The sequence below is a fragment of the Spirosoma oryzae genome, assembly GCF_003002825.1.
Lineage (GTDB): Bacteria > Bacteroidota > Bacteroidia > Cytophagales > Spirosomataceae > Spirosoma > Spirosoma oryzae.
In genome coordinates this window covers 18701-44280 of sequence record NZ_PVTE01000024.1, presented here as the reverse complement: position 1 = coordinate 44280, position 25580 = coordinate 18701, and the positions used below count along the sequence as shown (strand labels likewise).

Below are 25580 nucleotides of genomic sequence, written 5' to 3'. Positions count from 1 at the left end.
ATTAGATTGGGTCCAATGTTTTTCTAACAGGATTGACCGGATTATCAGGATTTTTTCAGACTGGCCAATCCTGTTGACCCTGTTTTTTTGCTACAGGTTTTTCTTCGATTTGCCTTTGCCGAAGCCAACATTCACTTTGTAAGTGGCTCCCAGAATAGGAACGGCCTTGTCGGTACTGGACCCGATCGGGGCGTCGGTGAACAGGAACAGATCGAGACTGTGTATTTTATTGAACTCGATGTTTGTTCCGGTTTTATATCGAATCTGATCGAACCCATTATCGCCATCGATCCGGTCGATCCGGTAAAACAGATCGGCAGATACGAAGGGCGTAAATCGGGACGGGTTGCCGTAGGAAATTTCTACTTTGTTGCGCAGGTAACTCTTGTCGGATACGGTGGCATCGTTATCATCTTTGAACTGGTTCTGATAACGTAGCCGATAGGCGAGTTTAATACCGTTTCCCAGTTTGGTTCCGTAGTTGACTTCGCCGTAGAACCGATGATAGGGACGGTAGTAATAGCCGGTTTTCTCATCGTTCCGTTTGAGACGGCCCGTGTAGCGGTAGTAGGCGGAAATATCCCAGTGCTTGGTGAGTTTGTAGGTAAAACCCAGCTCACCGAGGTAAGCTCTGGTTACCTGAATGTTATCGCTGAACCGAACCTGCGCTTTTGCGTTCAGCACAAACTTTTTGGTCAGTCTAAGGTCGGCATCAGCGCCGGTCCACAGCCCCAGACCACTGGTTTGCGCTGAGCTGTAAAACGGAATGGCGAGGCACCCGAGCAGCAGGCCACTAGCGAGCCAGCGAGTCGGCAGGTGTACGTGTTTTAGTCGATTGAGCATCGGTGTAGTAGTAAAGAATGATTCGGACGGCATCTTTCAGTAAATCAAGTTCCTGAATTTCAATTCGGTGGGCCGGTAGTCCCGTCCGCATCCGCAGGTCGTGAAGCAGTTGTTCGCGCAGTGCGGGGGCCAGTAAATCAAGGCGATCATACAGAACCGCTTTGCTCCATTCGCGCCGAAACAGCCAGTTACTCTCCAGCAGAAAAACGCACAGCAGAATTGCCCCGTGAATAGCCAGTAATTGCGCATCGTTGCCCCGATGAACAGCCGCGATCAGGCCAATCGCGATAACCACGAATAAGTAGGTCATATCCTTGGCCGACAGCCCCTCTGTACGGTAGCGCAGCATCGAGAAGACAGCAAACAACCCAAACGCGGCCCCAATGGACAACTGCACCTGGTTGAGCAGGTAGGTAATCAGGAAAATGACGAAGTTGAAGGCGAAAAACGTCAGGAACAGGTCGGTTTTTCGGTAAATACGGTAGTAGATAAGCCGGACCAGTACCACGATGGTTAGCAGGTCGATACCCGCACGGAGTAACAAGCCATCGGACAGGCCCAACAGGCTGACCAGGCTTTGGGTAAGCAAACACATAGAAATAAGCGGATTCAGCATGCGAACGAACGATCGAGTAATTTGTAAAGGCGTTTGAGCTGCGGTTTGAATTGATTTTGTCGGAGTGTCGGGTTGAGACTAATCAGGCCCAGGCAGTATTTGCTGACGCCCCCCGCCCGGCGGTACTGTTGCCGCATGAGCGTCGAAAAAGCCGATGCCTGCCGACCTGGCTGCTTCACTTCCGCAATGAGTAAATCCGGATAACTGATTCGGCACCCAGCGCCCTGGAAGGTGAGGTTCAGGTCCAGCGTCAGCCGCTCGGCGTTAGTTCGACTGACGAACGTCAACCGGGTGTATCCTACCCATAAAGTGGGTATTAACTGGCTAGTTTCTAGTGCACTACCTGTGTGGTTCAACTGTTGCTGTACGAAGAGTCGGCTGGTTTCATCCAGCGTCGACTCCAGAGAGGTTCCCAGCGTATCAAGGGATTTGTTCGGGCAGCGTACCCGATTCTTGACCGTTCTTTTTTTCTGATCTTTCTGCTTAACCTCGGTGAATATCAGATCGGACTGTGTATAGCGTCGCTGGCGAATTTTGTATCGGTTACCACGGCCGGTCAGATGCGCATGATACAGCTGAAGATCGGCGGTATCGTAGTAAAGCGTTTCGTAGGGTCAAAGATGCACCCCATCGACTTCAAGCCAGCGATACTCTTCTCGCAGTGCGTCCAGCAGATCCGGTAATTCGCGAGCAGGCAGCAGGTATTTGGTATCGGTCCGGTTCATCAACGTTGCCTTATCCAGATCAGCCAGCGACATCGAGTCAAATAAGCCTGTCATGGCTTCGATCAGGCCAAGATCAGGTGTCCAGTACGCAGGAGCCTGTACGCTGTGTGCTATTTTCATTATTTATTTGAATAATTAGTGAAGCAGCCGAATAGCAAAAAACGGTGTAACGATCATTACTCATCAGTATAGATTAACGTTGCATTAAGAAGTTATTTGTGTTGATCTCTTTGGTTGGTAGCACTAGTAACGGTATTTTATTCGGCGAAAGGGGCTTCTTTGTAAATGTCTTCAGAATTTTAGTGATGTTTGGCATAGCATTCATGAGCCAATATGGGTGTACGCGGGGGGGGGAGTTCGCTGGTAGCGGACGAAGCGATGTGGGCCCGTTGTAGGAAAGTCAGTAGAACGAGCAGGTACAACGGCTACAACAATCCGCACTTCGCCACAAAATCAAATACGGTTGCTAGCCGGTCTGGGGCTGGTTGCCCTGCCAGTCTTTTATAGATTCGGGTCTGAGCCGGAAACCCTTAAATCCCCACGAATACATGGTTCAGAACGCACGGGTATCAGAACGCACGGGTATACGTACAGCTGATACGTTTCTCATTCATCAACCACACGGTATTCATCCCCCGGCACCATGGAACTAGCTACATGACCCAGCCCGCAGCCAACCACAAGATTCATTATTTGTGACTAACCTTTCATCAGTGCGACCAGCACTCGATAAGATGACAACTTGTTCACCCCTACTTATCAATGATTCGCCACAATTAACCGGGCCGAAGCAACGTCTTTTCTTCGGCTCGAGTATGTTTACACGTCTATATCTACTACGACACATTGTATTATGATAAAAAGAAATATCTCAAAAGCAGTCGTCCTTTCGCTGCTGGTTTTCGGCAGTATAACAGTAATTGAATCATGCAAAGCAACTGACGATTCGAGTACGGTCACACCATCGTCGGCGAGTGTCAGCGCGTTGACCTGTAGTTCCGTCACGTACTCCGCTTCCGCCGTTAGTGGCACCACATACACCGGCACGGCTACGGTCCCCTACACAGGTGGTAACGGGATGACCTATTCAGCGGGCAGCGCAATCAGTTCTACGGGCGTAACGGGCTTGACGGCTACGCTTCAGGCGGGAACCCTTGCCAGCGGTGCCGGTAATTTGACCTACGCCATTACGGGTACCCCATCGGGAGCGGGCACCGCAACCTTTGCCCTTAGTTTCGGCGGACAGAGTTGTAGTCTCGCGCTTACTGTTAGCTCGACCAGTTCGGGAACGACCACAACCACTAACTCCAGCACCATTACGACCGCCCTGTCGGCCACGACCAGTTTGTCGGGGAGTACGGTTGCACAGATAGTAACCCTGGCCGAGGCTTTCAAAGCAACGCTGAGTAGTTCTCAAGTGACGACGATGCAGTTGACGTATACGAAAGCCAACGCGCAGAAATGGTCAAATTTGCCAGCGGCCCTGTCAGCCCGTAACGGAATCAATCTGGGCGTTCTCTCTACTACCCAGCTGGCAGCTTTTCGTAATCTGATGCAGGGTTTGCTGGCACTGGGAGTAGTCAACGAAGGATACGATGAAATGATCGGAAACCTGGTTGCCGACGATTATTTAGTTACCATCGGTGGAGGTTCTGACTACGGTGCGGGAAATTACTACGTTTCCTTCCTGGGTACGCCCAGTACGACGGGACTCTGGGCTATTTTGTTTACCGGTCACCACTACACCCAGCCTTACACGTTCAACGCTGGTGCCTTTACGGGAGTAACACCCGCTTTCCGGGGTACCGAGCCACAAGCGGCTGTCACCGCAGCGGGCCGTACGTACCAGGCGTTCGAGCAGGAGCGGGTTGCTTTTGCGGCTATGCTGACAGGGCTGAGCACAGCTGAACAAACAACCGCTAAATTATCGGGTACGTACAGTGATCTAGTCCTGGGGCCAGGTCAGGATGGTAAGTTCCCATCGACAAAGTCAGGTTTGCAAGTGAGCACGTTGAGTACGGATAAACAAGCGCTGGTGCTAGCCGCGATTAAACTCTACGTTAATGATCTGGATGCGACGACGGCGGCTGGTGTGCTGGCCAAATATACTTCGGAACTAGCCGGTACGTACATTGCCTACTCGGGTACGACGGCGATGGCTACCCAGAACGACTACGTCCGCATCGATGGGCCAAGCGTTTGGATCGAGTTTTCTTACCAGGGGGGTATTATCATCAAGAACACACCCCACTCGCACTCGGTGTGGCGCGACCATACCACCGACTACGGTGGTAACTAGGATCAGTTGAGGTACGAAAAGAGCGCAGGGCTGCCAATTCTCTGATTCAGAGAATTGGCAGCCCTGCGCTCTTTTCGTATGCGATACATCACCTGACCGATACCGTTGAATTTTTCGGTTTCGCTTCCTGAAACATTTACCCCTGAATAGAGGTCGTTTACCACTTTTTTTTCTGTACGTGAGGGCGAGGAGTAATCTTTACCGCGTCAGAAGACAGCACTCATTCGGGATGAGTGCTGTCTGATCAGTCGATTTCATTCACCACAACATTTCGGCTCTTTACCCCACTCGCGCTATGATCCAGCAACAGTAGCCGGCTGCTGCGAGTACAGAAGATAAACAGTAGGTAGTTTCTACACTATGGCTGTTTCTTGAGCCCGCACGGAGTCACTTATGAAGTCACAAATACTATTAGCAGGCAGGATCGATGAGTAAATATCTGTCTGATAGCTAGGTAGATTAAGTCAATTAATTCGAAACAATCAATTTTTACGCACAATGAAAAAAACCTTTTCATTTACGATTTTGCTAGCCTGCTTTCTATCAGCAGCTTTCTTCGCCTGCCAGGATCATACCGTAAATCCGGGTACGCCCGGCGGCACAACTACCCCTGGCAGCACCACGGGAACGACCGGAACCAGTTCGACGGTCGATCTGGCGTCTTCGCTGACCGTCACGGCGATCATGTCGTCGTCCGCCACGACGAATACCACCTGCGCCAGTGCCACTGGTCTGGCAAAAATTGTCTGTTTGACCGAGGCTTTCAAAGCGACACTTTCCAGCACCCAGTTGTCGACGGTTCAGTTGACCTATAGCCTGGCCAACGCGCAGAAATGGTCGAACCTGCCAGCCAATCTTTCGGCACGGTATGGCTTGAACCTGGCTTCTCTCAATACGGCCCAGCTAACCGCTTTCCGTAATCTAATGGTCGCAGTACAGGGACTCGGCACGGCGAATGAAGGCTATGACGAACTACTGGGCAATCTGGTGGCTGATAACTACCTGTACTCGAACGGGGGGGGAGCAGGCTACGGAGCCGGCAACTTCTTTGTTTCGATCGTTGGTACGCCGAGCACCACTGGCACCTGGGAAATCCTCTACACGGGTCACCACTATACCCAACCTTACACGTTCAATGGTCCTGCCGGCTCGGGTTATACGCCTGCTTTCCGGGGCGTTGAGCCAACATCGGTTGTAAGCAATACCGCGACGAACCAGTCGTATCAGCCTATGGAACAGGAACGGCTGGCTTTTGCAGCCATGCTGACCGCTCTGAGCACGAGCGAACAAACGACGGCTAAACTGTCGGGTACGTATAGCGACCTGGTTCTGGCACCGGGCAAAGACTGGCAGTTTCCTACCGCAAAATCTGGTTTACAGGTAGGTTCGTTGAGCAGCGACAAGCAAGCACTGGTACTGAATGCCATCAAGTTATACGTTAATGATCTGGATGCAACGACAGCCGCGACCGTATTAGCTAAATACACCTCCGAATTGGCCAATACGTACATTGCTTATTCGGGCTCAACGAGCGTAACCGCTCAGAATGACTACATTCGTATCGATGGCCCCAGCGTTTGGATCGAGTTTTCGTACCAAGGAGGAGTGGTTATTCGGAATACGCCACATCCACACTCGGTATGGCGTGATCATACGACCGACTACGGCGGAACTAAGTAATCTTACCAATCTGTGAATCGATTATTTTTTTTCATCAGCCGTCAGATAGGGCGGCTGATGATTTTTACAGGCATACTTATGGGCTTTGCCTCCCTTCAGCCAGTATGGGCGCACCCCATGCCGAACTCGGTGGTGTTGCTAAACATACACGCTGATCGCATTGACGCTGAACTTCAGATTCCGCTCGTCGAATTACAGTCAGCCTGGGGACACGCGGTCAATGACTCGTCGGCGGGATTGGTTGAACGGCTGGGTCCACAGTTACGTGACTACCTCAAAAGCCATATCCGGCCGCAAAGTCCCGACGGACGTTTCTGGACGGTGTCGGTTGGCGACCTGACCATTCACGAAAGCCAGAATCCCATTGTAGGCGTATACCGCGAACTGACGGCTCAGGTTCAAATGGTACCACCCGCGGGCGAAGACGTGCGGCAGTTTACGTTTCACTATGACGCGGTTCTACACCAGGTCCGAACACACAAGATTCTGGTGTCGGTACGGCAGGATTGGGCGGGTGGACAACTGGCCGAAGCCGAACCGGCACAAGTAGGCGAAATCAGCCTCGACATCGTCAATGATCGGTTGCTACCTCTGGCCGTCAACCTGGCGTCGGGAAGTACCTGGACGGGCTTCTGGTCTATGGTAAAGCTGGGTACGCAGCACATCGCTGAAGGTACCGACCACCTGCTGTTTTTGCTGGTATTGCTGTTGCCCGCCCCGCTGCTGGTGGCGGGTAGGCGGTGGGGGCCGTTCGGAGGCGTCGGCCGGGGATCGATCCGGTTGTTACAGATCGTTTCCGCTTTCACGCTGGGCCACTCCCTGACCCTGCTGCTGGGTGCGCTGGGCTGGGTTCGTTTGCCAGGCCAGCCCGTCGAGATCCTGATTGCCGTTTCGATTCTGGTGTCGGCCCTGCACGCTATGCGGCCTTTGTTTCCGGGACGCGAAACCTGGGTAGCGGCTGGCTTCGGCCTGATTCACGGACTGGCGTTTGCTGGTACCCTGTCGAATCTGCAACTCGACGCCGGCCCCATGGCACTCAGTATTCTGGGTTTTAATCTCGGTATCGAACTGATGCAGTTATTGGTCATTTTACTGACCATGCCCTGGTTGATGCTTCTCAGCCGCACGCCGACGTATACCTACGTTCGAAATGGGGGAGCGTTGCTGGCGGGCGTGGCCGCCATTGCCTGGATTGTGGAACGGCTCACCGAACGGCCCAACGCCGTTACGCACCTTCTAGAAGCCGAACGTACCCACGTGGGCTGGCTGCTGGCCGGGCTGGCGCTGCTAGCCGGCTGGGCCAGCTGGAAGAATAGCCGATCGGCTTCGGTAAAAAAACCGATTCTGTAGCGGTACCTACCGCTCGAAACCGAAGCCTGTCAGATCAACACACGTAACACCTATCCCATTCGATGTACACGACAGTATGCCCCATGCCTTATCGGCAGTCTGTACGATTACCGGTCGTCTACCTGCCTACGCTTCCGTCAATCATCCGTTTTCTACTGCTGATTTTCCTGTTCATTCTATCGCCCTCGCTGGCTCTGGCGCAGGTACTGCGCGGTAGAGTTGTCGATGCTGAACGGCCCGAAACGCCCCTGGTCGGTGCCGCCATCCGCGGGCAGGGAGCCGTAACCGACAGCGCTGGCTATTTTGCCGTTCAGTTGGGTCAGCCCGTTTCCTACATTCAGGTGAGCCACCTGGGCTATCGCACGCAGCGGGTACCCATAACGACCGAAACCCCCACTACCCTGACCGTTGCGCTGGAAGCTACCACTATCCAGGTACTCGACGAGGTCACCGTTAGCTCGAAATACTACCGGCAATATGCCACCAATACGATCTCGTCGGCCCTGCGGCTACGGACGCCCCTCATCAACCTTTCCCAGAACATTCAGACCATTACCCCGGAGCAGATTTTCGACCAGGGTAGCTTCAACATGACCGATAATGTCAGCCGTAACATCAGCGGGGTGATTCGACAGGAGGTATCGAATAATCTGGGACCGTACCTGTTTATGCGGGGTGGGCAAATTGCGGCACTGCGCAACGGGGTCGACCTGGCTCCGATCTACCGGGGTCCCCAGCCGGAAGACGCATCGATTATCGACCGGGTTGAATTTGTCAAAGGCCCGTCGCTGTTCATGAACAATATTGGTGATCCGGCTGGTAGCTTCAATGTAGTGACCAAACAGCCAACGGGTGCCCCCCGACGTACGCTGACAGCCATGTTCGGCAGCTTCGATTTCTACCGGCTCGCGGCTGACTTCGACGGACAGCTGGACAAAAAAGGTAAACTGCTCTACCGGCTCAACGCCATGGGCATGGGCATGAGCACGAATTCCTTCGTCAAGTTCGATTACAACCGGCGTTTTCTGATCGCGCCCGTGCTCAGGTACCATGTCAGCGGACGGACCTACGTGTCGGCGGAGTACACCTACCAGCAGTTTCGCTACGGTCTGAGCAGCCCCATCGTGGATTCGCCCGGCGTGGATTCGCCCGGCGTGGATTCGCCCGGCGTGGATTCGCCCGGCGTGGATTCGCCCGGTGGATTTGGCTCTCTTCCGGTCGACTTTGCCATTGCCGAACCCAGCCTGAATCCCTACCACGTCTCCGACCATACAGGCTTTCTGACGTTCTCCCATCAGTTCAACAGCAACTGGCAACTCACTATCCGGGGGGCGTTCATGCGAAACGACAACGAAGGAGCCTATATGTGGGTCACGGGCGTCAATACGGCGGCCCCAACCATCCTGCTTCGCAATCCCAAGTACGACCTGAACCGCACGGACGTATTCTCGCAGCAGGCGTTCGTCAACGGCAGCGTCGTAACGGGAACCATTCGGCACCAGGTTCTGGCGGGTACCGATCTCAACCAGAAGCGCTTTCGGGCCGACAGCTACGTGCAGTACGACACGTATGTCGATGCCGGCGGAAAGACCCAGCTCAAGTACTACCCCCTCGATGTCAATAACCCAGTCTATGGTGCCGAAATACCCAATTATCATATACCGGGTGGGCTGATCAACCGCGGCTTCAGTTCCTGGGTAATTTCAATTTTTCGTTCGTGGTCGTTTACTTGATTCCGCTGCTGATCATTGTCTTTACCTACAATATGCTGTCGCTGGAGAAAGAGCAGGGGACGTGGGTGTTGCTTAAAACCAGCAACCAGTCGATTGCCCGGCTGGTTTTGTACTGGCATCCGGTACGGTCTGTTCGTCTGGGCTATCGTGTTGCCCGTACTAGCGGTTCTGATCGGCCAGAATCGGCTGTGCCCGATCCCCAGCCGGATTTCGATGCTTAACGAAGAGCGGGCTGCCACCAACCGTTACTTCGAAAAAGACGGACAATTGCTGACGAAAGACGTCTTCAGCAGTCCCCGAACCATGATTCGTCAGGCATCCTTCGTTACGCCCGGCATGGTCTACGGCTACGGCGTAATCGTTAACAAAAGCCAGCTCATCAAAGATGCTGCTTCACGAGTGGCGGAAGACAAGCTGTTCGGGCAGATTCAACGGCAGCAGCAACTCATCGGCTGGTTGCATTTTCTTAGTCCGGCGCTGATGATGCAGGAGGTGCTGGCTGCGCTGGCCGGTACGCACTGGCAGCAGTTCAACCAGTTCAGCCACGATGTCGACGCGTTTCGGGTTAGAACCCAGCAGTTTTTTTACCCTAAAATGGCTACCCAGCAGACCTACCGAACCTCTACCGTACGCGATGCTGACGCGATTCCGGGCTTTGCGCCCCGAACCTACGCCGATTACGGCTGGCTCCCCATCGGCTGGCTGCTCCTGACGTACCTGACCCTGGTTGCCGGACTGCTAATCGTTGGCTACCAACGTATTACCTACGCCAGTCGCTGACCACTGACTATGACCACTAAAAAACAAATAATACGGCCTGAGCAAAACCGGCTCAGGTACCTGGCAGGGTGGCTCCTGAGCGGCCTGTGCCTACTCGCCCAGGTCGGGCTGGCCCAATCGGAACACCCGGCGAAGTGGCAGGGGCAGGTGGATGTGGATGGCTGGGCGGCTTCGGAACAGGCGATGCCGTTCTGGCTCCGGGCCAACCAGTGGGGAACGGTGCCGCTGACAACTCCCGCCGGTAGGTTAGGGGCCAGCATCTGGAAACCCTATAGAACCGATACGGCCAGCCGCGCCCGCCGGTTCGACTGGGCGGTGGGCGCGCAGGTGGTTGGTAATGCCGCCACCGATAGCCGGGTGCTATTACCCGAACTGTACGGGAAAGTGCGCTGGAAATCCGTAGAACTTTCCGTTGGGCGGTGGCGACAACTGACCGGCCTGGGTGATTCGACGCTCTCGTCGGGCTTCATCAATGGATCGGGTAATGCGCTGCCCGTTCCTAAAGTTCAATTGGCTACGGTGGGGTATGTTCCGCTGGGCTTTACCCGAAAGTTCGTTGCCCTGAACGCAGGTTTTGTGCATGGCTGGTTTACCGGGGCCTACATTCAGGGGTCGTATCTGCACCAGAAGTACCTGTACGTACGGTTAGGTAAACCCGCCAGTCGGTTCAAAGGCTATGTGGGTATCAACCACGAAGTGCAGTGGGGCGGGCAGGCCGATTACCTGATCGGATCGACGGCGGCTGTCAACGGCAAACTGCCGTCGCAGTTCAAATACTATCCCTACGTCGTACTGGGCAAACGACCCGATAGCTGGCAAACGGACGATTACTCAAGTTTCGATGGCGCGTACTGGTTCGGAAACGGGCTGGGCAGTACCGACCTCGGTCTCGACCTGACCACCAGTCAGGGAACCTGGTTTTTGTACCACCAGCATATCTACGACGATTTTTCCGGCCTGGTCTGGCAGAACGTACCGGATGGTCTGACCGGCCTTAGCTGGCGTCGAAACCCAACGGTAACCCCTCACTGGCTGAACCGGGTGATTGTGGAATACCTGACCACCATGAACCAGAGTGGCCCAACGTTCGATTACACGGCCGCCTACCAGGGTGACGATAACTACTTCAACCACGGTCAGTACCGGGAGGGCTGGTCGTATCTGGGTAATACCATCGGTACGCCCTTCATCGGCCCCCAGCGTGAACTACAACCCTCGGCGCAGGGGGCTCAGTTCTTCCCCAACAACCGGCTGAAAATGCTTTACCTGGGGGCCAGCGGCCAGTTCGGGCGAGCTATCGACTGGACGCTTCGGCTTTCGTTCAGCCAGAATTACGGTACGTACAGTAGCCCTTACGCTACCCCATACGGGCAGCTATCGTACCTGTCGAGCGTACGATGGACCTTGCCCCGCCTGCCCAAAATACAGGCGATAACATCGATAGCCGTCGACCGGGGGCGTTTGCTGCCACCTTCGACGGGCGTATTAGTTGGATTGCGAAAAAACTGGTGAAAATCTACCGACAAGCGATGAAACTAAAAAAACTACTTACCACACTACTAATTGGCGTTCTGACGGCCCAGACCGCATTGGCCCATCTGGGCAACGTGGCCGGGGTTGTCTACGATCAATCGACCCGGCTACCGCTGCGGAATGTATCGGTTCAGTTGGTGGGCCAGGGCCGACTGGTGATCACCGACGAACTCGGTCAGTTTCGATTCGCCAACCTGGTCGCGGCTCCGTACACACTGGCGTTTTCGCACGTTGGGTTTCAAAATCAGTCCGTTGCCGCCACCGTAGCGAATGATCAGACTACACAGATCAACGTCATGCTGGTCAGTGCGCCGATCGAGCTAAGCCAGGTACAGGTATCGACCATACGTGTCCACGATCAGCAGCCGATCAGCAGCCTGGATATAAAACTACGCCCGATCACTAATTCGCAGGAGATTCTGCGGTTGGTTCCCGGCCTGTTTATCGGGCAACACGCGGGCGGTGGCAAAGCCGAGCAGCTCTTTTTGCGGGGGTTCGATTTGGATCACGGAACCGATATTCGGCTGACGGTCGATGGAATGCCGGTCAACATGGTGTCACACGCACACGGGCAAGGGTATGCCGATCTGCATTTTGTCATTCCCGAACTGGTTGAAGGCGTGGATTTCAAAAAAGGGCCATATACTACCGATAAAGGAAACCTGGCTACCGCCGGCTGGGCCGATTTCCGTACCCGTACCGCCCTGGATCGCTCGTTTGTCAAGCTGGAAGCGGGGCAGTTCGATACCTACCGCGCCGTAGCCGGTATTGATCTGCTGGGGGAGCGGGGGGGCACAAAAACACAGTCGGCCTATCTGGCTTCGGAGTACTCGTACGCCAACTCGTACTTTGACAACCCGCAGCATTTCAAGCGTGTGAACGTACTGGGTAAGTACCACGGTCATTTTTCGGCCCGTACGAACCTGACCCTGACCGGTTCTACGTTCTGGAGCAAGTGGAACCATTCCGGCCAGATACCCGACCGGGCCGTAGAATCCGGCCTGACCGGCTGGTTTGGTTCCGTCGATCCGACCGAAGGCGGGGAAACGAGCCGCACGAATCTGAACGCTCAACTGGTAACCGTGACGCCCAGAAACCACGCCCTGAAAAACCAGTTTTTCTACAGCAATTACAACTTCGAGCTATACTCCAACTTCACCTTTTTCCTGAAGGACAGTATCAACGGCGATCAGATTCGGCAGAAAGAGCGCCGGAACCTGTTCGGTTACAACGGGAGTTACACCACCCAGACGGCCATCGGCAAAACGAGCTGGATAACGACGCTGGGTGCCCAATACCGCCAGGATTTAACGCAGGGCTCGGAACTAGCGCACACGAAAGACCGCACCATCACGCTGGAACGGCTTCAGTACGGCAACGTCAACGAAATCAATGCCGCTCTCTACGTCGATGAGACCGTGGCCCTGTCGAGTCGCTTTACGCTCAACGCCGGGGTGCGGGTCGATTATTTCCGATCACAATACGGAGATTTACTGGCTAGTCCCGTCACCATCAAACGGGTCACGCAGGCTATTGTATCGCCCAAACTAAACCTGTATTACATTGTCAATTCGGGCTTACAACTGTACCTCAATACCGGAAAGGGATTTCACTCCAACGACGCGCGGGTCGTAACCGCCGAAAGTAGCAGGCAGATTTTGCCGGGTGGCTACGGCTCCGATCTGGGCATTGTCGTCAAGCCGTTTCCCCGTCTGCTGGTCAACGCGGCGGCCTGGTATCTGTATCTGCAACAGGAGTTTGTTTATGTGGGCGACGAGGGTGTTGTCGAACCCAGTGGCCGTTCGCGCCGGATGGGTCTGGACGTATCGGCCCGCTACCAACTCACCAAATCGCTCTTCGCCGACGTAGACCTGAATACGGCCAATCCCCGTTCTGTAGATGCCGAAGCCGGTCGGAACTACCTGCCGCTGGCTCCCGTATTTACTTCGACGGGTGGCTTGTCGCTGCAAACCGGGCGCGGGCTGAGTGGTTCGCTACGATACCGGTACATGGCCGACCGACCCGCCAACGAAGACAATACCGTAGTGGCGACGGGCTATTTTGTAACGGACCTGCAAGCCAACTACAGTCGCAGCAAGTACACCCTCGGCCTGTCCATCCAGAACCTGCTGAACACGCGCTGGAAGGAGACACAGTTCGATACCGAAAGTCGGCTGAAAGGCGAAGCGGAACCCGTCAGTGAAATTCACTTTACGCCCGGTACGCCCTTCTTCGCCCGGCTGAGTCTAACCTATTTCTGGTAATGACTCGCTGGCGTACTGTATTCCACCGATGAAAACGAGTAATTCGATTTGCCCAATCAGGTATTCAGCAACGTTCGTTTTCGATCCGGAACCGGGCGCAATACCGTTCTTTAACAAACAAGACGCAGACAAGTTGGGCGGGCGTCCGTTCATTGACCGAGTCCATACTTCGTAACCGATGGAAAGTCATTTAATTCTGATCATTACCCTGTTGTTAACCCTGATTGCGCTGACTATGGTCAGTACCAGACTGGGGATTTCGGCACCCATATTTCTGGTCATTGCCGGATTGGGCCTTAGTCTGCTACCCGGTATGCCGCCCCTGCGGGTCAAACACGATCTGATTTTCTTTATTCTGTTGCCGCCCCTGCTCTTTCGGGCGGCCTGGGATACGCACTGGCATGAGTTCTGGGAAAATCGGTTGCAGATCGGTTTGCACGGCGTTGGCCTGGTAATCGTTACGGCGGGGGGCATCGGCCTGCTGGCCCACCTGATCATTCCCGGTTTTTCGCTGGCTCAGGGGTTGTTGCTCGGTAGCATCATTGCACCGCCTGATGCGCTGGCGGCTACCTCCATTCTGCAAAAAGTCAAACTGCCCGCCCGTACCGTCACGATTCTGGAAGGAGAAAGCCTGATCAATGATGCAACCAGCCTGATTTTGTTCCGGTTTTCGCTCGTGGCGATCTTATCCGGTCAGTTTTCGATACAGGAAGCCGGACTATCGTTTATGGTAGACAGTTTGCTTGGTATCGGTATTGGGTGTGGTGTGGCAGGTATTATTTACCTGATTCATCGTTTCCTGCCAACCGACTCCACGATGGATACGCTTATTTCGCTGGCCACGCCCTACCTGATGTATCTGACGGCAGAGCAGGTTCATGCGTCGGGGGTACTGGCTGTCGTGAGTGGTGGGTTGCTTTTGTCGTACCACGCATCCCGCCTGCTGACCAGCCAGGCCCGGCTGCAAATGCTCGGAGTCTGGAATACACTGACGTTCGTGCTGAACGGGCTGGCGTTTGTATTGGTGGGGTTTCAGCTTCCGCTGATCGTTAGCCGTCTCCATCCCGAAGGTGTTTCCTTTTCCGCAGCTATCGGCTTTGGGCTAATTTTCAGTCTGGCCCTGATTGGCATTCGTCTGGCCTGCATGTTTCCGGTTACCCACCTGACTCAGTGGCTTCACCGCGGTACCGGGAAACAGAAAGCAGATCTGGACTGGCAACTTATTACCCTGACGAGCTGGTGTGGTATGCGGGGTGTTGTCACGCTGGCGTCGGCCCTGAGCCTGCCCCCCCGCCTGCTTGATCAGTCTCATTTTCCGTTTCTGGCGCTGATCATCTTCATCTCGTTCAGCGTCATTGTTTTCACATTGCTGGTACAGGGCTTGTCGCTGCCCTCCCTGATTCGCCTGTTGCCTATTCCTCAGTTCAACGCAGACGATCGGCAACTCAGGTCGCTATCCACTCGTCTGGCCGGCCGGGCCTTGCAGCATATCGAGACAAACTATCCGCAGGAAGCCACGACCCTGACATCGTTCATCCGTCAGCGGGAAAAATACGAGGCTATCGTTTCGCAGCCCCAACGCCATCCGATCGGGGAGGTTGTAAAGCAGGCGTCCGCCGAGATGCGCTATCGCCGGTTAAGGCAGGAACTACTGACCGTTCAGCGGGAAGAACTGCACCGACTACGGCGTACGAATCAGTACAGCGATGGCTTGATTCGTCAGAAAGAATACGAACTCGATCTGGAACAGATGACTATTTCCTGACCACCATCCGGTAGTTTGGGGGGCGGGCAGCCTCCGCCGGTTTTGCCATCTTATTTACCCCGTCATTTCGGGTATTGACCACTTTTATATCGATGCCCTGATCAGCCGTTTTATTTTTGTGTATTATCAACTGCATAAATGGCAACCTGGATTAAGTTCAATCCGACACAACTGCTGATCGGGCTGGGGCTGGTTGCCCTGCCGGTCTTTTATTTCGTGTACGCGGGCGTGAGCTGGAGTCCCCTCAACCCTTACGAACACCTAGTTCAGAATACATTGGCCTACGTACTGCTGGTACTTTTCTCAATCATTAACCACACGGTATTCGTGCCACGGCTGTTTCTGGCCAAACGGTATAGACAGTACGCATTCATCGCCATTAGCTGCGTGTTGGTAGCGGTCTATCTGCCCTATCGGGTCGAGCAGTGGGTATTTTTCAAACCGCCTAAAGAGCCCACGCTTACCGCCTGGTTCTACCAGATTTTTGTGGCAGAAATGATGCTGGAACAGCCGACTTTTGCATTAGAGCCAGACCGATTTCCGCCTTCTCAGGACCCCCTGTTCAAGCCTAATGGCGCGTCGCCATCGGTACCTGGATGGCCCCCATCCCACACTCGGCCAATGGGTCCGATGGGGCATCTGTTACTGCCGGTTAAACTTGCCCTGTTTTTCCTGCTGGGTAGTGTCAGTACCTTGTTGTCTGTACTGGTGCAGACGGCCAGTCGTCTGCGACAGGTGGAAAACGATCGGTTACAGGCGGAGGTACGTGAGCTGAAAGCTCAGATTCAACCCCATTTTTTGTTCAATACACTCAACAGCATTTACGCCCTGGCCATTCGGAACGACGAACGTACGGCCGATACCGTCGTCAAACTTTCCGAGTTTATGCGGTACAACATCCGGGATGCCCACCGCGGCCGGGTGCCGCTCAGCCACGAACTTGCCTATATCGGCAATTACATCGATTTACAGAAGGCTCGTCTGCGCGATGCCGTGCAGGTGGATTACCTGGTAGAAGGGTTGCCCAACGGCTTGCAGATTGCTCCGTTGCTCCTGTTTTCGTTTATCGAAAATGCGTTCAAATACGGCGTCAGTCCCGAAGAAGAGTCGCCCATTACCATTCATCTCACCTTGCAGGAACACAACCTGCAGCTGCTGGTAGCCAATCGAAAAGTGCAAACCAGCGAATTGGAAAAATCGACTGGTATTGGCTTGCAGAATGCCCGGCAGCGGTTGCGGCTGCTCTACCCGTCGGCTCATCAGTTGCTGATTGACGATACCACTACCGAATTTCGCATTACCTTATCCATGAGTCTATGAAAGCCCTGGCCCTGGATGATGAAGCGCCCGCCCTGGACGTAATTACTTCCTTCTGTAACCGGATTGACTCGATCGAATCGGTCAACACATTCACGCGAACGGGAGAGGCCCGGCTGTATCTGGAGCGTTATTCGGTTGACCTGGTCTTTCTGGACATCAATATGCCCCGCGAGTCGGGACTGGAGTTTTACCGCTCTATCAATCAGCAGACGATGGTTATTTTCACAACGGCCTACAGCGAGTTTGCCGCCGAAAGCTACGACGTAGAAGCGGTCGATTATTTACTGAAACCTTTTACGTTCGATCGGTTCAACAAAGCCACCCAACGCGCTTTCGCACGCTGGCAAACCCTCAAAGAGTCGTCCAGTGATGGTAATGCCCAACAGACGCACCTCTATTTTCGGGTCGATTATGGGTTGGTGAAAGTAGCCATCGCCGACATTCTGTTCATCGAAGGGCTGGACAACTACCTGAAGATTCACCGGTCGACGGGGCAGCCGCTGGTGGTTCGGCTGACGATGAAAGCCATATTGGAGAAGTTGCCGACGGGTCGTTTCGTGCGGGCTCATCGCTCGTTCATCGTAGCGACCGATAAGATTCAGGCGATCCGCAACAAATTGATTGTGATTGGTGAGGAAGAGATTCCCATCAGCAGCAGCTATGAAAAAGATTTTTTTGCTGGTTTTGTCAAGTAAGCCGGTGTCTGCCATCCGGCCATGCCCACTTGTTTTCGACTGTCTACAGGGCAAATGGATGAGTCGGAAGCGATCACTGGTTCACCAGCGCGTAGGGGGCATTCCGAGAGGGAGACGCTATGCTTTTTGTGTAAAGGCGTTGATGGTGGGTTTCCTACCCCCTTATTTAGCCCCCAACTTTCGCACATTCGCCACAAAGCCAGCTTGGTTACCCCAGACCACTATTCGGCCCACTGCTCATTTCTGCACCCGAACGGTTTTTCAAAGTAGGGGGGGGGGAGGACCGTCAGGTCGCCCGTTCTGATGAGTGAATACAACGTACTATTTCACAGTCAAATCCCTAATTATCAGGCGCGTGAATTAACTTGTTTCTTTGTTAATAATTGCTGTAGTCCCGTTAGCGGGTTGTTCCAAAACAGAGGTTGACTCGTCAGGTACGACCAGTACAACACACCGCACACTGACCAGTGCCGCTACCATTCCAGAATGTAGTTTGTCGTCGGGTGTTGCCAAAATAATCTGTTTGGCGAGTGTTTTCAAGGCCAAACTCAGCAGCACCCAATTAGCCACAATTTGGTTGGATTATTCGAAAGTCAACGCCGTCAAGTGGTCTAATTTCCCCTAGGCGCTGGTGTTCAGATTTAGTATGTAAAGGCGCTGCGGATAGGAATTCTGGGTACGTCTACTAGTGAAAGCTATGACGAAACTAAACATGCCTGAATGCCGATGATTATCTGGTATCGATCAGCGGGGGTGGTCATAGGAACGCAAATTATTCTTTTTGGGGTACACCATTCACTAGTGGTACTTTCGAGATTCAGTTTGGTGGGCACCATGTTGTCGTAACTAACACATACAAAGATGGGGTCTTGGTAGCGGCTACCCCTCGTTCCGGAGTGTTGAGCCGATTGCCAGCTTTACTTACAACGTAGCCACTGGTATCGCCCTAAAATAGGTGAAAAGCGCTTTCATTAGTCTATTTTTCTCCAGCACTAACCTGGCTACGACCACACTCAGCTTGGCGGTGAGCGATCTGGTGGCCGGACCTCAGCAGGATAATAAGTTTCCCAGTACCTACTCTGGCGTAAAATGCAGCACGCTGACAACGGCCTAAAAAGAACTGGTGGTGAATACCATCAAACTGTACGTAAACGATGTCGCCAAATCGAGGGCCTTTTTGACCTAGTATCAGAACGAGCTGGATAACACCTATATTACCTATTCCGGTTCGACCGTTCTGAACACCCGGGGCGATTATGTTCGCATTGACGGTCCCCTCGTCTGGATCGAGTGGACGGCCCAGGGTGGTATTGTGTTTAGTGCGTCGCATTCGCACTCGGTATGGCGGGACAAAACTTCGGACTATGGTGGTAACTAGCCCACTGGTTGACCCGATCTAATAAAAAACGGTACTGAACCGGTGAAGGCTGCCTTCACCGGTTTTTTGTTGAAAATTATTCGGTCAATCATCAGAAAGGTCAATTAGTTGAAACCGAACAGTTCGGAGGAGTAAGCTACCTTGTCGATTCCCACGATAACGCTCACTCGCAGGAAATACGTTTTTTAAGCCCGCAGTAGAATGTAAACCAGGATGGTTCGATGGTTAGTGCCAATGCCAAAAAATCTCTAATCAAAGTGGGGTATCTGGTTCCGGTCGATTACTATTTACCACCAAGGGGCTGTATAAAGCCCCTTATCCTTCGCTTATGCAACCGAGTTCCGTACCCGCCACCGTAACACCCGCTTCGTTTACCGAGAAAAAGTATCTCATTACGTTCATCTTCGTCACGTCGCTGTTTATGCTTTGGGGCATTGCCATTACGATGGGCGATGTGCTGAACCGGCATTTTCAGAACGTGCTGCACGTATCCAAGGCCGAGTCGGGGCTGGTGCAGTTTTCGATTTTCGGGGCTTATGCTATCATGGGTATCCCCGCCGGACTGTTTATGAAACGGTTCGGCTACAAGAAAGGCGTGCTGCTCGGACTGGCCCTGTACGCTCTGGGGGCCTTCCTGTTCGTGCCGGCGGCCAATGCCGAATCGTTCGGGTTTTTCCGGATTGCCCTGTTTATTCTGGCGTGCGGCCTGGCTACGCTGGAAACCGTAGCGCACCCCTTCGTCGCGGGTCTGGGCGACCAGCGCACCAGCGATCAGCGCATCAACTTTGCCCAGTCGTTCAACGGACTGGGTGCGGTGATCGGCCCACTCATCGGCGGGTATTTCATCCTGCGGGGTGGACAGGCACACTCCAACGACCTGGAGTCGGTGAAGATGCTTTACATCATCATTGGCTCGGTTATTCTAAGCATCGCTATTGCCTTTTCGTTTGTTAAGGTCCCAGCGGTTCAGGATACACACACCACCGAGCCAGAAGCCGATGCAACGATTACCGCGCCTGATACCGCTCGACAAACTCGGAGCTTATGGCAATACCCGCATTTTATCTGGGCCGTCATTGCCCAGTTATTCAACACGGCGGCCCAGGGTGGTACATGGGCGTTTTTTATCAACTACGGCATCGAGAAAATGGGCTTCGCGGCCGAACAGGCTTCCTACTATTTCGCGCTCAGTATGGTGATGATGATGATCGGCCGGTTTGTGGGAACGTACCTGATGCAGTTTATCGCCCCGAACAAGTTACTGGCTGGTTTCGCGCTGGGCAACGTGCTGATGTGCCTGATTATCGCGCAGAGTTTTGGCTGGCCGTCGTTCGTAGCCCTGCTGATGCTTAATTTCTTTTTCAGCATCATGTTTCCCACCATTTTTAGCCTGGGCCTGAAAGGGATGGGCGACAAAACCCAGCAGGCATCGTCGTTTATTGTTATGGGCGTTGTGGGCGGAGCGCTGTTCCCGCCCCTGATGGGCCAGCTCGCCGATACCGACGTGGCCGCAGCCTACTACCTGCCCATCATCTGCTACGTTGTGATTTTTCTGTTCGGAGCCCGATTCTACAAAATCAGCTAGCCTGCGGCCTAACGCCGGGCGGGTAAAATCGGTAGCGACAGACGTATGAATACAGCAACGAGTTTGATTTTTAGCGTAGCCCTGGTACTTAGTAAGCTGGGTGCGGCTCAGCAACTACCAGTCGTAAAACCAGCGTCGACAACGGTAGCGAATGCGCCGGTATGGATACCCGACCGGGGCGATGGCACCTACAAAAATCCGGTCCTGAATGCCGACTATTCGGACCCCGACGTGATCCGGGTGGGGCGCGATTACTACCTGACGGCTTCCAGCTTTCACTGTATGCCGGGCTTGCCCATCCTGCATTCCCGTGATCTGGTCAACTGGCGACTCATCGGTCACGCGCTGACCAAACAACTCCCCGCCGACTTTTTCGACGTACCGCAGCACGCCTATGGGGTATGGGCCCCCACGATGCGGTTTCACAACGGCGAGTTTGTTATTTACTGGGGCGATCCCGACCACGGTGTGTACGTCGTAAAGGCCAGACAGCCAACCGGTCCCTGGTCGGCTCCGGTACTTATGCTGCCCGGAATAGGCATCATCGATCCCTGTCCGTTCTGGGACGATAACGGACAGGCGTACCTGGTACACGCCTGGGCGGCCAGCCGGGCGGGGATCAACAGCGTGCTTACACTTCGGCGCATGAGCCCCGACGGAATGGCGGTGCTGGACGAGGGTAAACACGTATTCGACGGGCACGATCAGCACCACACGCTCGAAGGCCCCAAACTCTACAAACGAAATGGCTATTACTACCTGCTGGCTCCAGCAGGGGGCGTGGCCACGGGCTGGCAACTGGCGCTTCGGTCGAAAAACATCTACGGTCCCTACGAAGCCAAAATCGTGCTGGAGCAGGGCAAAACCGCCATCAATGGACCGCACCAGGGGGCCTGGATCGACGTGCCCACGGCTACCGGTAGACCCGGCGAAGACTGGTTTATACACTTTCAGGATGCGGGGGCTTATGGCCGGGTGTTGCACCTACAGCCCCTTCGCTGGGTGAACGACTGGCCCCTGATGGGTCAGGATCAGGACGGAAACGGCGTCGGTGAACCGGTCGCTACGTACCGCAAACCGGCAGTGGGGCAGCGGGTAGCCATTACCGTCCCCGCCAGCAGCGACGAGTTCGATACCGATACGCTGGGGCTACAGTGGCAGTGGCAGGCCAACCCACGGGTTACCTGGAGCGCGCTTATGCGGGGCAAGCAGTCGCTGCGGCTTTTTGCCATTCCCCAGCCCGACAAAGCCGTCAACCTGTGGCCGACGCCCAACCTGCTGCTGCAGAAATTTCCCGCCCCCGATTTTATGGCCACGGCCCCGGTCAAACTCACGGTCGAGTGGGATACCCCCGGCAAAAGTGCGGGCCTCGTAGTGATGGGTAACGACTATGGCTATCTGTCGATTAGCCGGGACAGTACGGGCTATAAACTGCGCCAGGTCTTCTGTAAAGATGCGATGAACCAAAGTCCCGAGCAGATCGTGGCCGAGCAATCCCTCCCGACGGGTATGGCCTACCTCCGGGTTCAGGTCACAGGTCCCGATGCCACGTGTCAGTTCAGCTACAGTCTGGACGGCCAGACGTACCGGCCGATTGGCAAATCCTTCAACGCACAGCAGGAGAAGTGGACGAGTGCGAAGGTGGGTTTGTTCTGCACCAGCCAGCGGGGCGTCCGAACGGGTAGCTACGCCGACATCGACTGGTTTCGGATCGAGCCGGTATCGGCGGCTGGCAGTACCAGACCCTGATGGGCAGTCTGGTGAGCTGCGTTGCTGTTACTTTCGCCGATTCGATACGTTGCTAGACAACACCCGGGGTAATAAACTTCACAAAAAGGGGTATTACTACCTTCGACAAGACTATTTAATGTATGAAGGCAGTCGTCGTTACACAGAACCCTCACGATTCTTGAGCCAGCCAGGGCAGATCGCACATCAACTTATCTATGCAACCAGAACAGGATACCATTATTGTCGGTAAGGGAGAATCGCCCATTTCGTTCGAAAGCCGATACGCATCGTCACCAACCGAAGTAAAGACGATGAATACCGAACAGATCCGGCAGCATTTTCTCATCGAGAATCTGTTCGTCGCCGATCAGTTCACCTGGGTACTTACCTTCTTCGACCGTTACCTGACCGGTGGCGTGATGCCCGGAACGGAACCCGTAACGCTGGAAGCACCGGCTCAACTGAAAGCGTCCTTTTTCCTGGAACGTCGGGAACTGGGTATGATCAACGTGGGTGGGCCCGGTCAGGTGATTGCCGATGGTGTGGCGTACGATCTCGATTTCAAAGAAGCCCTCTATGTTGGTCAGGGTACGCAGCAGGTTCTGTTTGCTTCGCTCGACGCGGCCAATCCCGCAAAATTTTACCTGAACTCGACCCCAGCGGGTTATGCCTATCCAACCCGTAAAGTAGCGAAAGCTGACGCCGACGTAGTCGAACTGGGTAGCCCCGAAACGGCCAACCACCGTACGATCAACAAGTTGCTGGTCAACAGCGTATTGCCAACCTGCCAGTTACAAATGGGGATGACCGAACTAAAGCCGGGCAGCGTCTGGAATACCATGCCCGCTCATACCCACGACCGGCGTATGGAAGTGTACTTCTACTTCGAGCTGCCAAAGGGACAAAGTGTCTGTCATTTTATGGGCCAGCCACAAGAAACACGTCCGGTCTGGATGCAGAACGAGCAGGCGGTCATTTCCCCCAACTGGTCGATTCACTCCGGAGCCGGTACGTCCAACTACACCTTCATCTGGGGGATGGCCGGGGAAAACCTCGACTATGGCGATATGGATTTCTGCCCGATTATCGAACTACGGTAAGCCGAACCACGCCCGACCTGTGCGGCCTGGTCCGCCTGGTTTTTATCCGGTCGATTGCCTTGCTGATACACAATAACTTGAACGATTTATCTGAACGCCTGTACCCATCATCCGGGCGAACCTACTGGGGTGTCGATTTAGGCGGCACCAAAATCGAGGGGGTTATTCTGTCCGCTCCCTCGCCCAATGCCGTACTGACTCGCCGGCGAATCGACACCGAATCGCATTACGGCTACGATCACATCGTCAGTCAGATTGTCCGGCTCATCAATTTGTTGAAAACCGAAACGGGGCTACAACCCGAGCGCATTGGTTTTTGTACGCCCGGCACCATCGATCCGGCGACCAACACCATGAAGAACTCGAACATGACCTGCATCAACGGGCAACCGTTTCGGGATGATTTGTCGAAGGCGCTTGGTGTACCCGTTGCCCTGACGAACGACGCCAACTGCTTTGCGCTTTCGGAAGCCACGATGGGTATTGTGCAGGATGTCGTTCCCGACTACCGGACCGTTTTCGGGGTAATCCTGGGAACGGGCGTCGGAGGGGGCATCGTCTTCCGGGGACTGGATGGACAGGCCATCGTCCAGGCGGGCCGTCAGGGCATCGGTGGCGAGTGGGGCCATAATAGCCTGGAAGAGAACGGCTACGCCTGCTACTGTGGTAAGCGCGGCTGTAACGAACAGGTTATTTCCGGGCCGGCCCTGCAACGGTATTACCTCGAACAGAGTGGGGAAAACCGCAACCTGAAGGAAATTCTGGAACGCTACCACCAACGAATCGACCCCGTAGCCAACGCCACCGTCGAGCGGCTGCTGACGTATTTTGGCCGCGCGGTCTCGACCATCGTCAATATGCTCGACCCGGATGCCATCATCCTGGGCGGGGGCGTGGGCAACGTCGATTTGCTGTACACGGAGGGCGTCGAGCGGGCCCGAAAATACGTATTCAACGACAATCGGCTGGAAACGCTCTTTCTAAAACCCAAACTGGGCGACAGTGCCGGTGTGTTTGGAGCCGCCTTATTGTAATCGACTCAACGATAAAATCATGAACCTGTTTACTACGTTTGTTTCGCTTTTTCTGCTTAGTCATTACGTCGGAGCGCAGTCGCCGATTCGGATCAACAACCCGGCTGACGTACCGCTTAATGAGCAGGTCATCGAGATTCCCTGGGCCACGGTAAAAAAGGCCTATCCCAACGTCGACACGACGAATTTGCAGGTACTGCTAATGGGAAGTCAGCAGCCGGTGGCGTATCAACTGGAACGTCGGGGGACGAAAGACGTGCAGCACCTGCTGGTTCAGGTATCCATTGGCCCCAAACAGTCGATTGGGCTGACCCTACGAGGAGGTAAACCAGCACCGGCTGTTTCTAAAACCTATGGTCGCTACGTCCCCGAACGCTTCGACGATTTTGCCTGGGAGAACGACCGGGTAGCGTTTCGAATCTACGGTGCGGCCCTGAACGGACGGTCGGACAATGCCTACGGCACCGACATCTGGGCTAAACGGACGAATCAACTGATTCTGAATAAGTGGTACAAGGAAAACGATTACCACAACGACCACGGTGAGGGGCTGGATTACTACCACGTGGGGCTGACCCTCGGGGCGGGCGACATCGCTGTTTTTCTGAACGATTCGCTCCACTTCATCCATAACTACACGAGCTGGGAAGTGCTGGACAACGGCCCCCTGCGCACCACGTTCCGCGTGCGGTTCGACCCCTACACATTCAATGGAATTACGGTTCGGGAAGTACGGACGGTATCGCTGGATGCCGGCTCGCAGCTTAACAAAGTACAGGTCCACATCGAACAAAACTCAGGAAAGGCCCTGCCGATGGTGGTTGGCATCAGCCAGCGCAAAGAGCCCAGTCCGGTCCTGCTGGACGAAAAAGCGGGTGTGCTGGGTTACTGGGAGCCGAAACACGGCAACGATGGTACACTGGGTATCGGCTGCGTATTTCCGGTTACGCCCGTTCGGCTGCTGACGAAGTACGATCATCTGCTAGCACGGCTCGATGCCCCCCCAGCCGGTGACCTGCTCTACTACACGGGTGGTGCTTGGGACAAAGCGGGCCGCATCACCTCAAGTCAGGACTGGTTTGCTTACCTGCGCCAGTTTGCGCAGCAGCGTAACCATCCCCCTCGTATCGCCGTCGGAAAATAAGCCCT

The 25580-nt window shown here is 54.4% G+C and carries 20 protein-coding genes and 1 pseudogene; 17 read left to right on the top strand and 4 right to left on the bottom strand.

Going from position 1 to position 25580, the window contains the following annotated elements:
- Positions 1-90: 90 nt before the first annotated feature.
- The 4 genes and pseudogenes from CLV58_RS21990 to CLV58_RS28145 form a co-directional block, all read right to left on the bottom strand.
- Positions 91-843, bottom strand: coding sequence for a DUF2490 domain-containing protein (locus tag CLV58_RS21990; RefSeq protein ID WP_106139989.1), 753 nt, complete (start codon positions 841-843; stop codon positions 91-93).
- On the bottom strand, positions 794-1438 hold the full coding sequence (locus CLV58_RS21985) for a DUF4956 domain-containing protein (protein WP_106140022.1): 645 nt from the start codon (positions 1436-1438) through the stop codon (positions 794-796). Before CLV58_RS21985 ends, CLV58_RS21990 begins: the two co-directional genes overlap by 50 nt.
- Positions 1439-1452: 14 nt before the next feature.
- Positions 1453-2058 (bottom strand): annotated as a pseudogene (locus CLV58_RS21980) (polyphosphate polymerase domain-containing protein); the annotation flags it as partial.
- 15 nt (positions 2059-2073) lie between these two features.
- Complete coding sequence (locus CLV58_RS28145) at positions 2074-2304, bottom strand: hypothetical protein (protein ID WP_146141502.1); 231 nt, start codon at positions 2302-2304, stop codon at positions 2074-2076.
- Between the two features lie 733 nt (positions 2305-3037).
- Here CLV58_RS28145 and CLV58_RS21970 point away from each other — a divergent pair.
- The 17 genes from CLV58_RS21970 to CLV58_RS21885 all read left to right on the top strand — a co-directional run bounded on the left by CLV58_RS21970 (position 3038) and on the right by CLV58_RS21885 (position 25575).
- A complete protein-coding gene (locus tag CLV58_RS21970; protein ID WP_170108758.1) occupies positions 3038-4483 on the top strand; it encodes a DUF3500 domain-containing protein in 1446 nt (481 codons plus the stop codon).
- A gap of 498 nt (positions 4484-4981) precedes the next feature.
- Entirely contained in the window at positions 4982-6163 is a 1182-nt protein-coding gene (locus CLV58_RS21965) for a DUF3500 domain-containing protein (protein ID WP_106139986.1), read from the top strand.
- Positions 6164-6175: 12 nt separating this feature from the next.
- Positions 6176-7513 (top strand): HupE/UreJ family protein, encoded by a 1338-nt coding sequence (locus CLV58_RS21960; protein ID WP_245882417.1) that lies wholly within the window; start codon positions 6176-6178, stop codon positions 7511-7513.
- Between the two features lie 62 nt (positions 7514-7575).
- A complete protein-coding gene (locus CLV58_RS21955; protein WP_106139985.1) occupies positions 7576-9246 on the top strand; it encodes a carboxypeptidase-like regulatory domain-containing protein in 1671 nt (556 codons plus the stop codon).
- The gene (locus tag CLV58_RS21950) at positions 9231-9467 is read left to right on the top strand and encodes a hypothetical protein (protein ID WP_146141501.1); all 237 of its coding nucleotides are present in this window, start codon (positions 9231-9233) and stop codon (positions 9465-9467) included. Before CLV58_RS21955 ends, CLV58_RS21950 begins: the two co-directional genes overlap by 16 nt.
- Positions 9460-10026, top strand: a complete 567-nt coding sequence (locus CLV58_RS21945; RefSeq protein WP_106139983.1) for a DUF3526 domain-containing protein — start codon at positions 9460-9462, stop codon at positions 10024-10026. Before CLV58_RS21950 ends, CLV58_RS21945 begins: the two co-directional genes overlap by 8 nt.
- A 9-nt stretch (positions 10027-10035) precedes the next feature.
- Entirely contained in the window at positions 10036-11538 is a 1503-nt protein-coding gene (locus CLV58_RS21940; protein ID WP_106139982.1) for a capsule assembly Wzi family protein, read from the top strand.
- 17 nt (positions 11539-11555) lie between these two features.
- Positions 11556-13823: a TonB-dependent receptor gene (locus CLV58_RS21935; protein ID WP_106140019.1), complete on the top strand. Its 2268-nt coding sequence runs from the start codon at positions 11556-11558 to the stop codon at positions 13821-13823.
- Between the two features lie 178 nt (positions 13824-14001).
- Entirely contained in the window at positions 14002-15588 is a 1587-nt protein-coding gene (locus tag CLV58_RS21930) for a Na+/H+ antiporter (protein ID WP_106139981.1), read from the top strand.
- Between the two features lie 138 nt (positions 15589-15726).
- Complete coding sequence (locus tag CLV58_RS21925) at positions 15727-16908, top strand: sensor histidine kinase (protein ID WP_106139980.1); 1182 nt, start codon at positions 15727-15729, stop codon at positions 16906-16908.
- Positions 16905-17603: a LytR/AlgR family response regulator transcription factor gene (locus CLV58_RS21920; RefSeq protein ID WP_106139979.1), complete on the top strand. Its 699-nt coding sequence runs from the start codon at positions 16905-16907 to the stop codon at positions 17601-17603. Before CLV58_RS21925 ends, CLV58_RS21920 begins: the two co-directional genes overlap by 4 nt.
- A 1198-nt stretch (positions 17604-18801) precedes the next feature.
- Entirely contained in the window at positions 18802-18981 is a 180-nt protein-coding gene (locus tag CLV58_RS29225; RefSeq protein ID WP_106140017.1) for a DUF3500 domain-containing protein, read from the top strand.
- A 328-nt stretch (positions 18982-19309) separates the two neighbouring features.
- Positions 19310-20566, top strand: a complete 1257-nt coding sequence (locus CLV58_RS21905; protein WP_106139978.1) for a sugar MFS transporter — start codon at positions 19310-19312, stop codon at positions 20564-20566.
- A 45-nt stretch (positions 20567-20611) separates the two neighbouring features.
- A complete protein-coding gene (locus CLV58_RS21900) occupies positions 20612-22315 on the top strand; it encodes a glycoside hydrolase family 43 protein (RefSeq protein ID WP_106139977.1) in 1704 nt (567 codons plus the stop codon).
- A 197-nt stretch (positions 22316-22512) separates the two neighbouring features.
- Positions 22513-23397, top strand: coding sequence for a 5-dehydro-4-deoxy-D-glucuronate isomerase (kduI, locus tag CLV58_RS21895; RefSeq protein ID WP_106139976.1), 885 nt, complete (start codon positions 22513-22515; stop codon positions 23395-23397).
- A 77-nt stretch (positions 23398-23474) separates the two neighbouring features.
- The gene (locus CLV58_RS21890; protein ID WP_245882416.1) at positions 23475-24431 is read left to right on the top strand and encodes an ROK family protein; all 957 of its coding nucleotides are present in this window, start codon (positions 23475-23477) and stop codon (positions 24429-24431) included.
- A gap of 19 nt (positions 24432-24450) precedes the next feature.
- Positions 24451-25575: a DUF4861 family protein gene (locus CLV58_RS21885; RefSeq protein ID WP_106139975.1), complete on the top strand. Its 1125-nt coding sequence runs from the start codon at positions 24451-24453 to the stop codon at positions 25573-25575.
- The last annotated feature ends 5 nt before the right edge of the window (positions 25576-25580 follow it).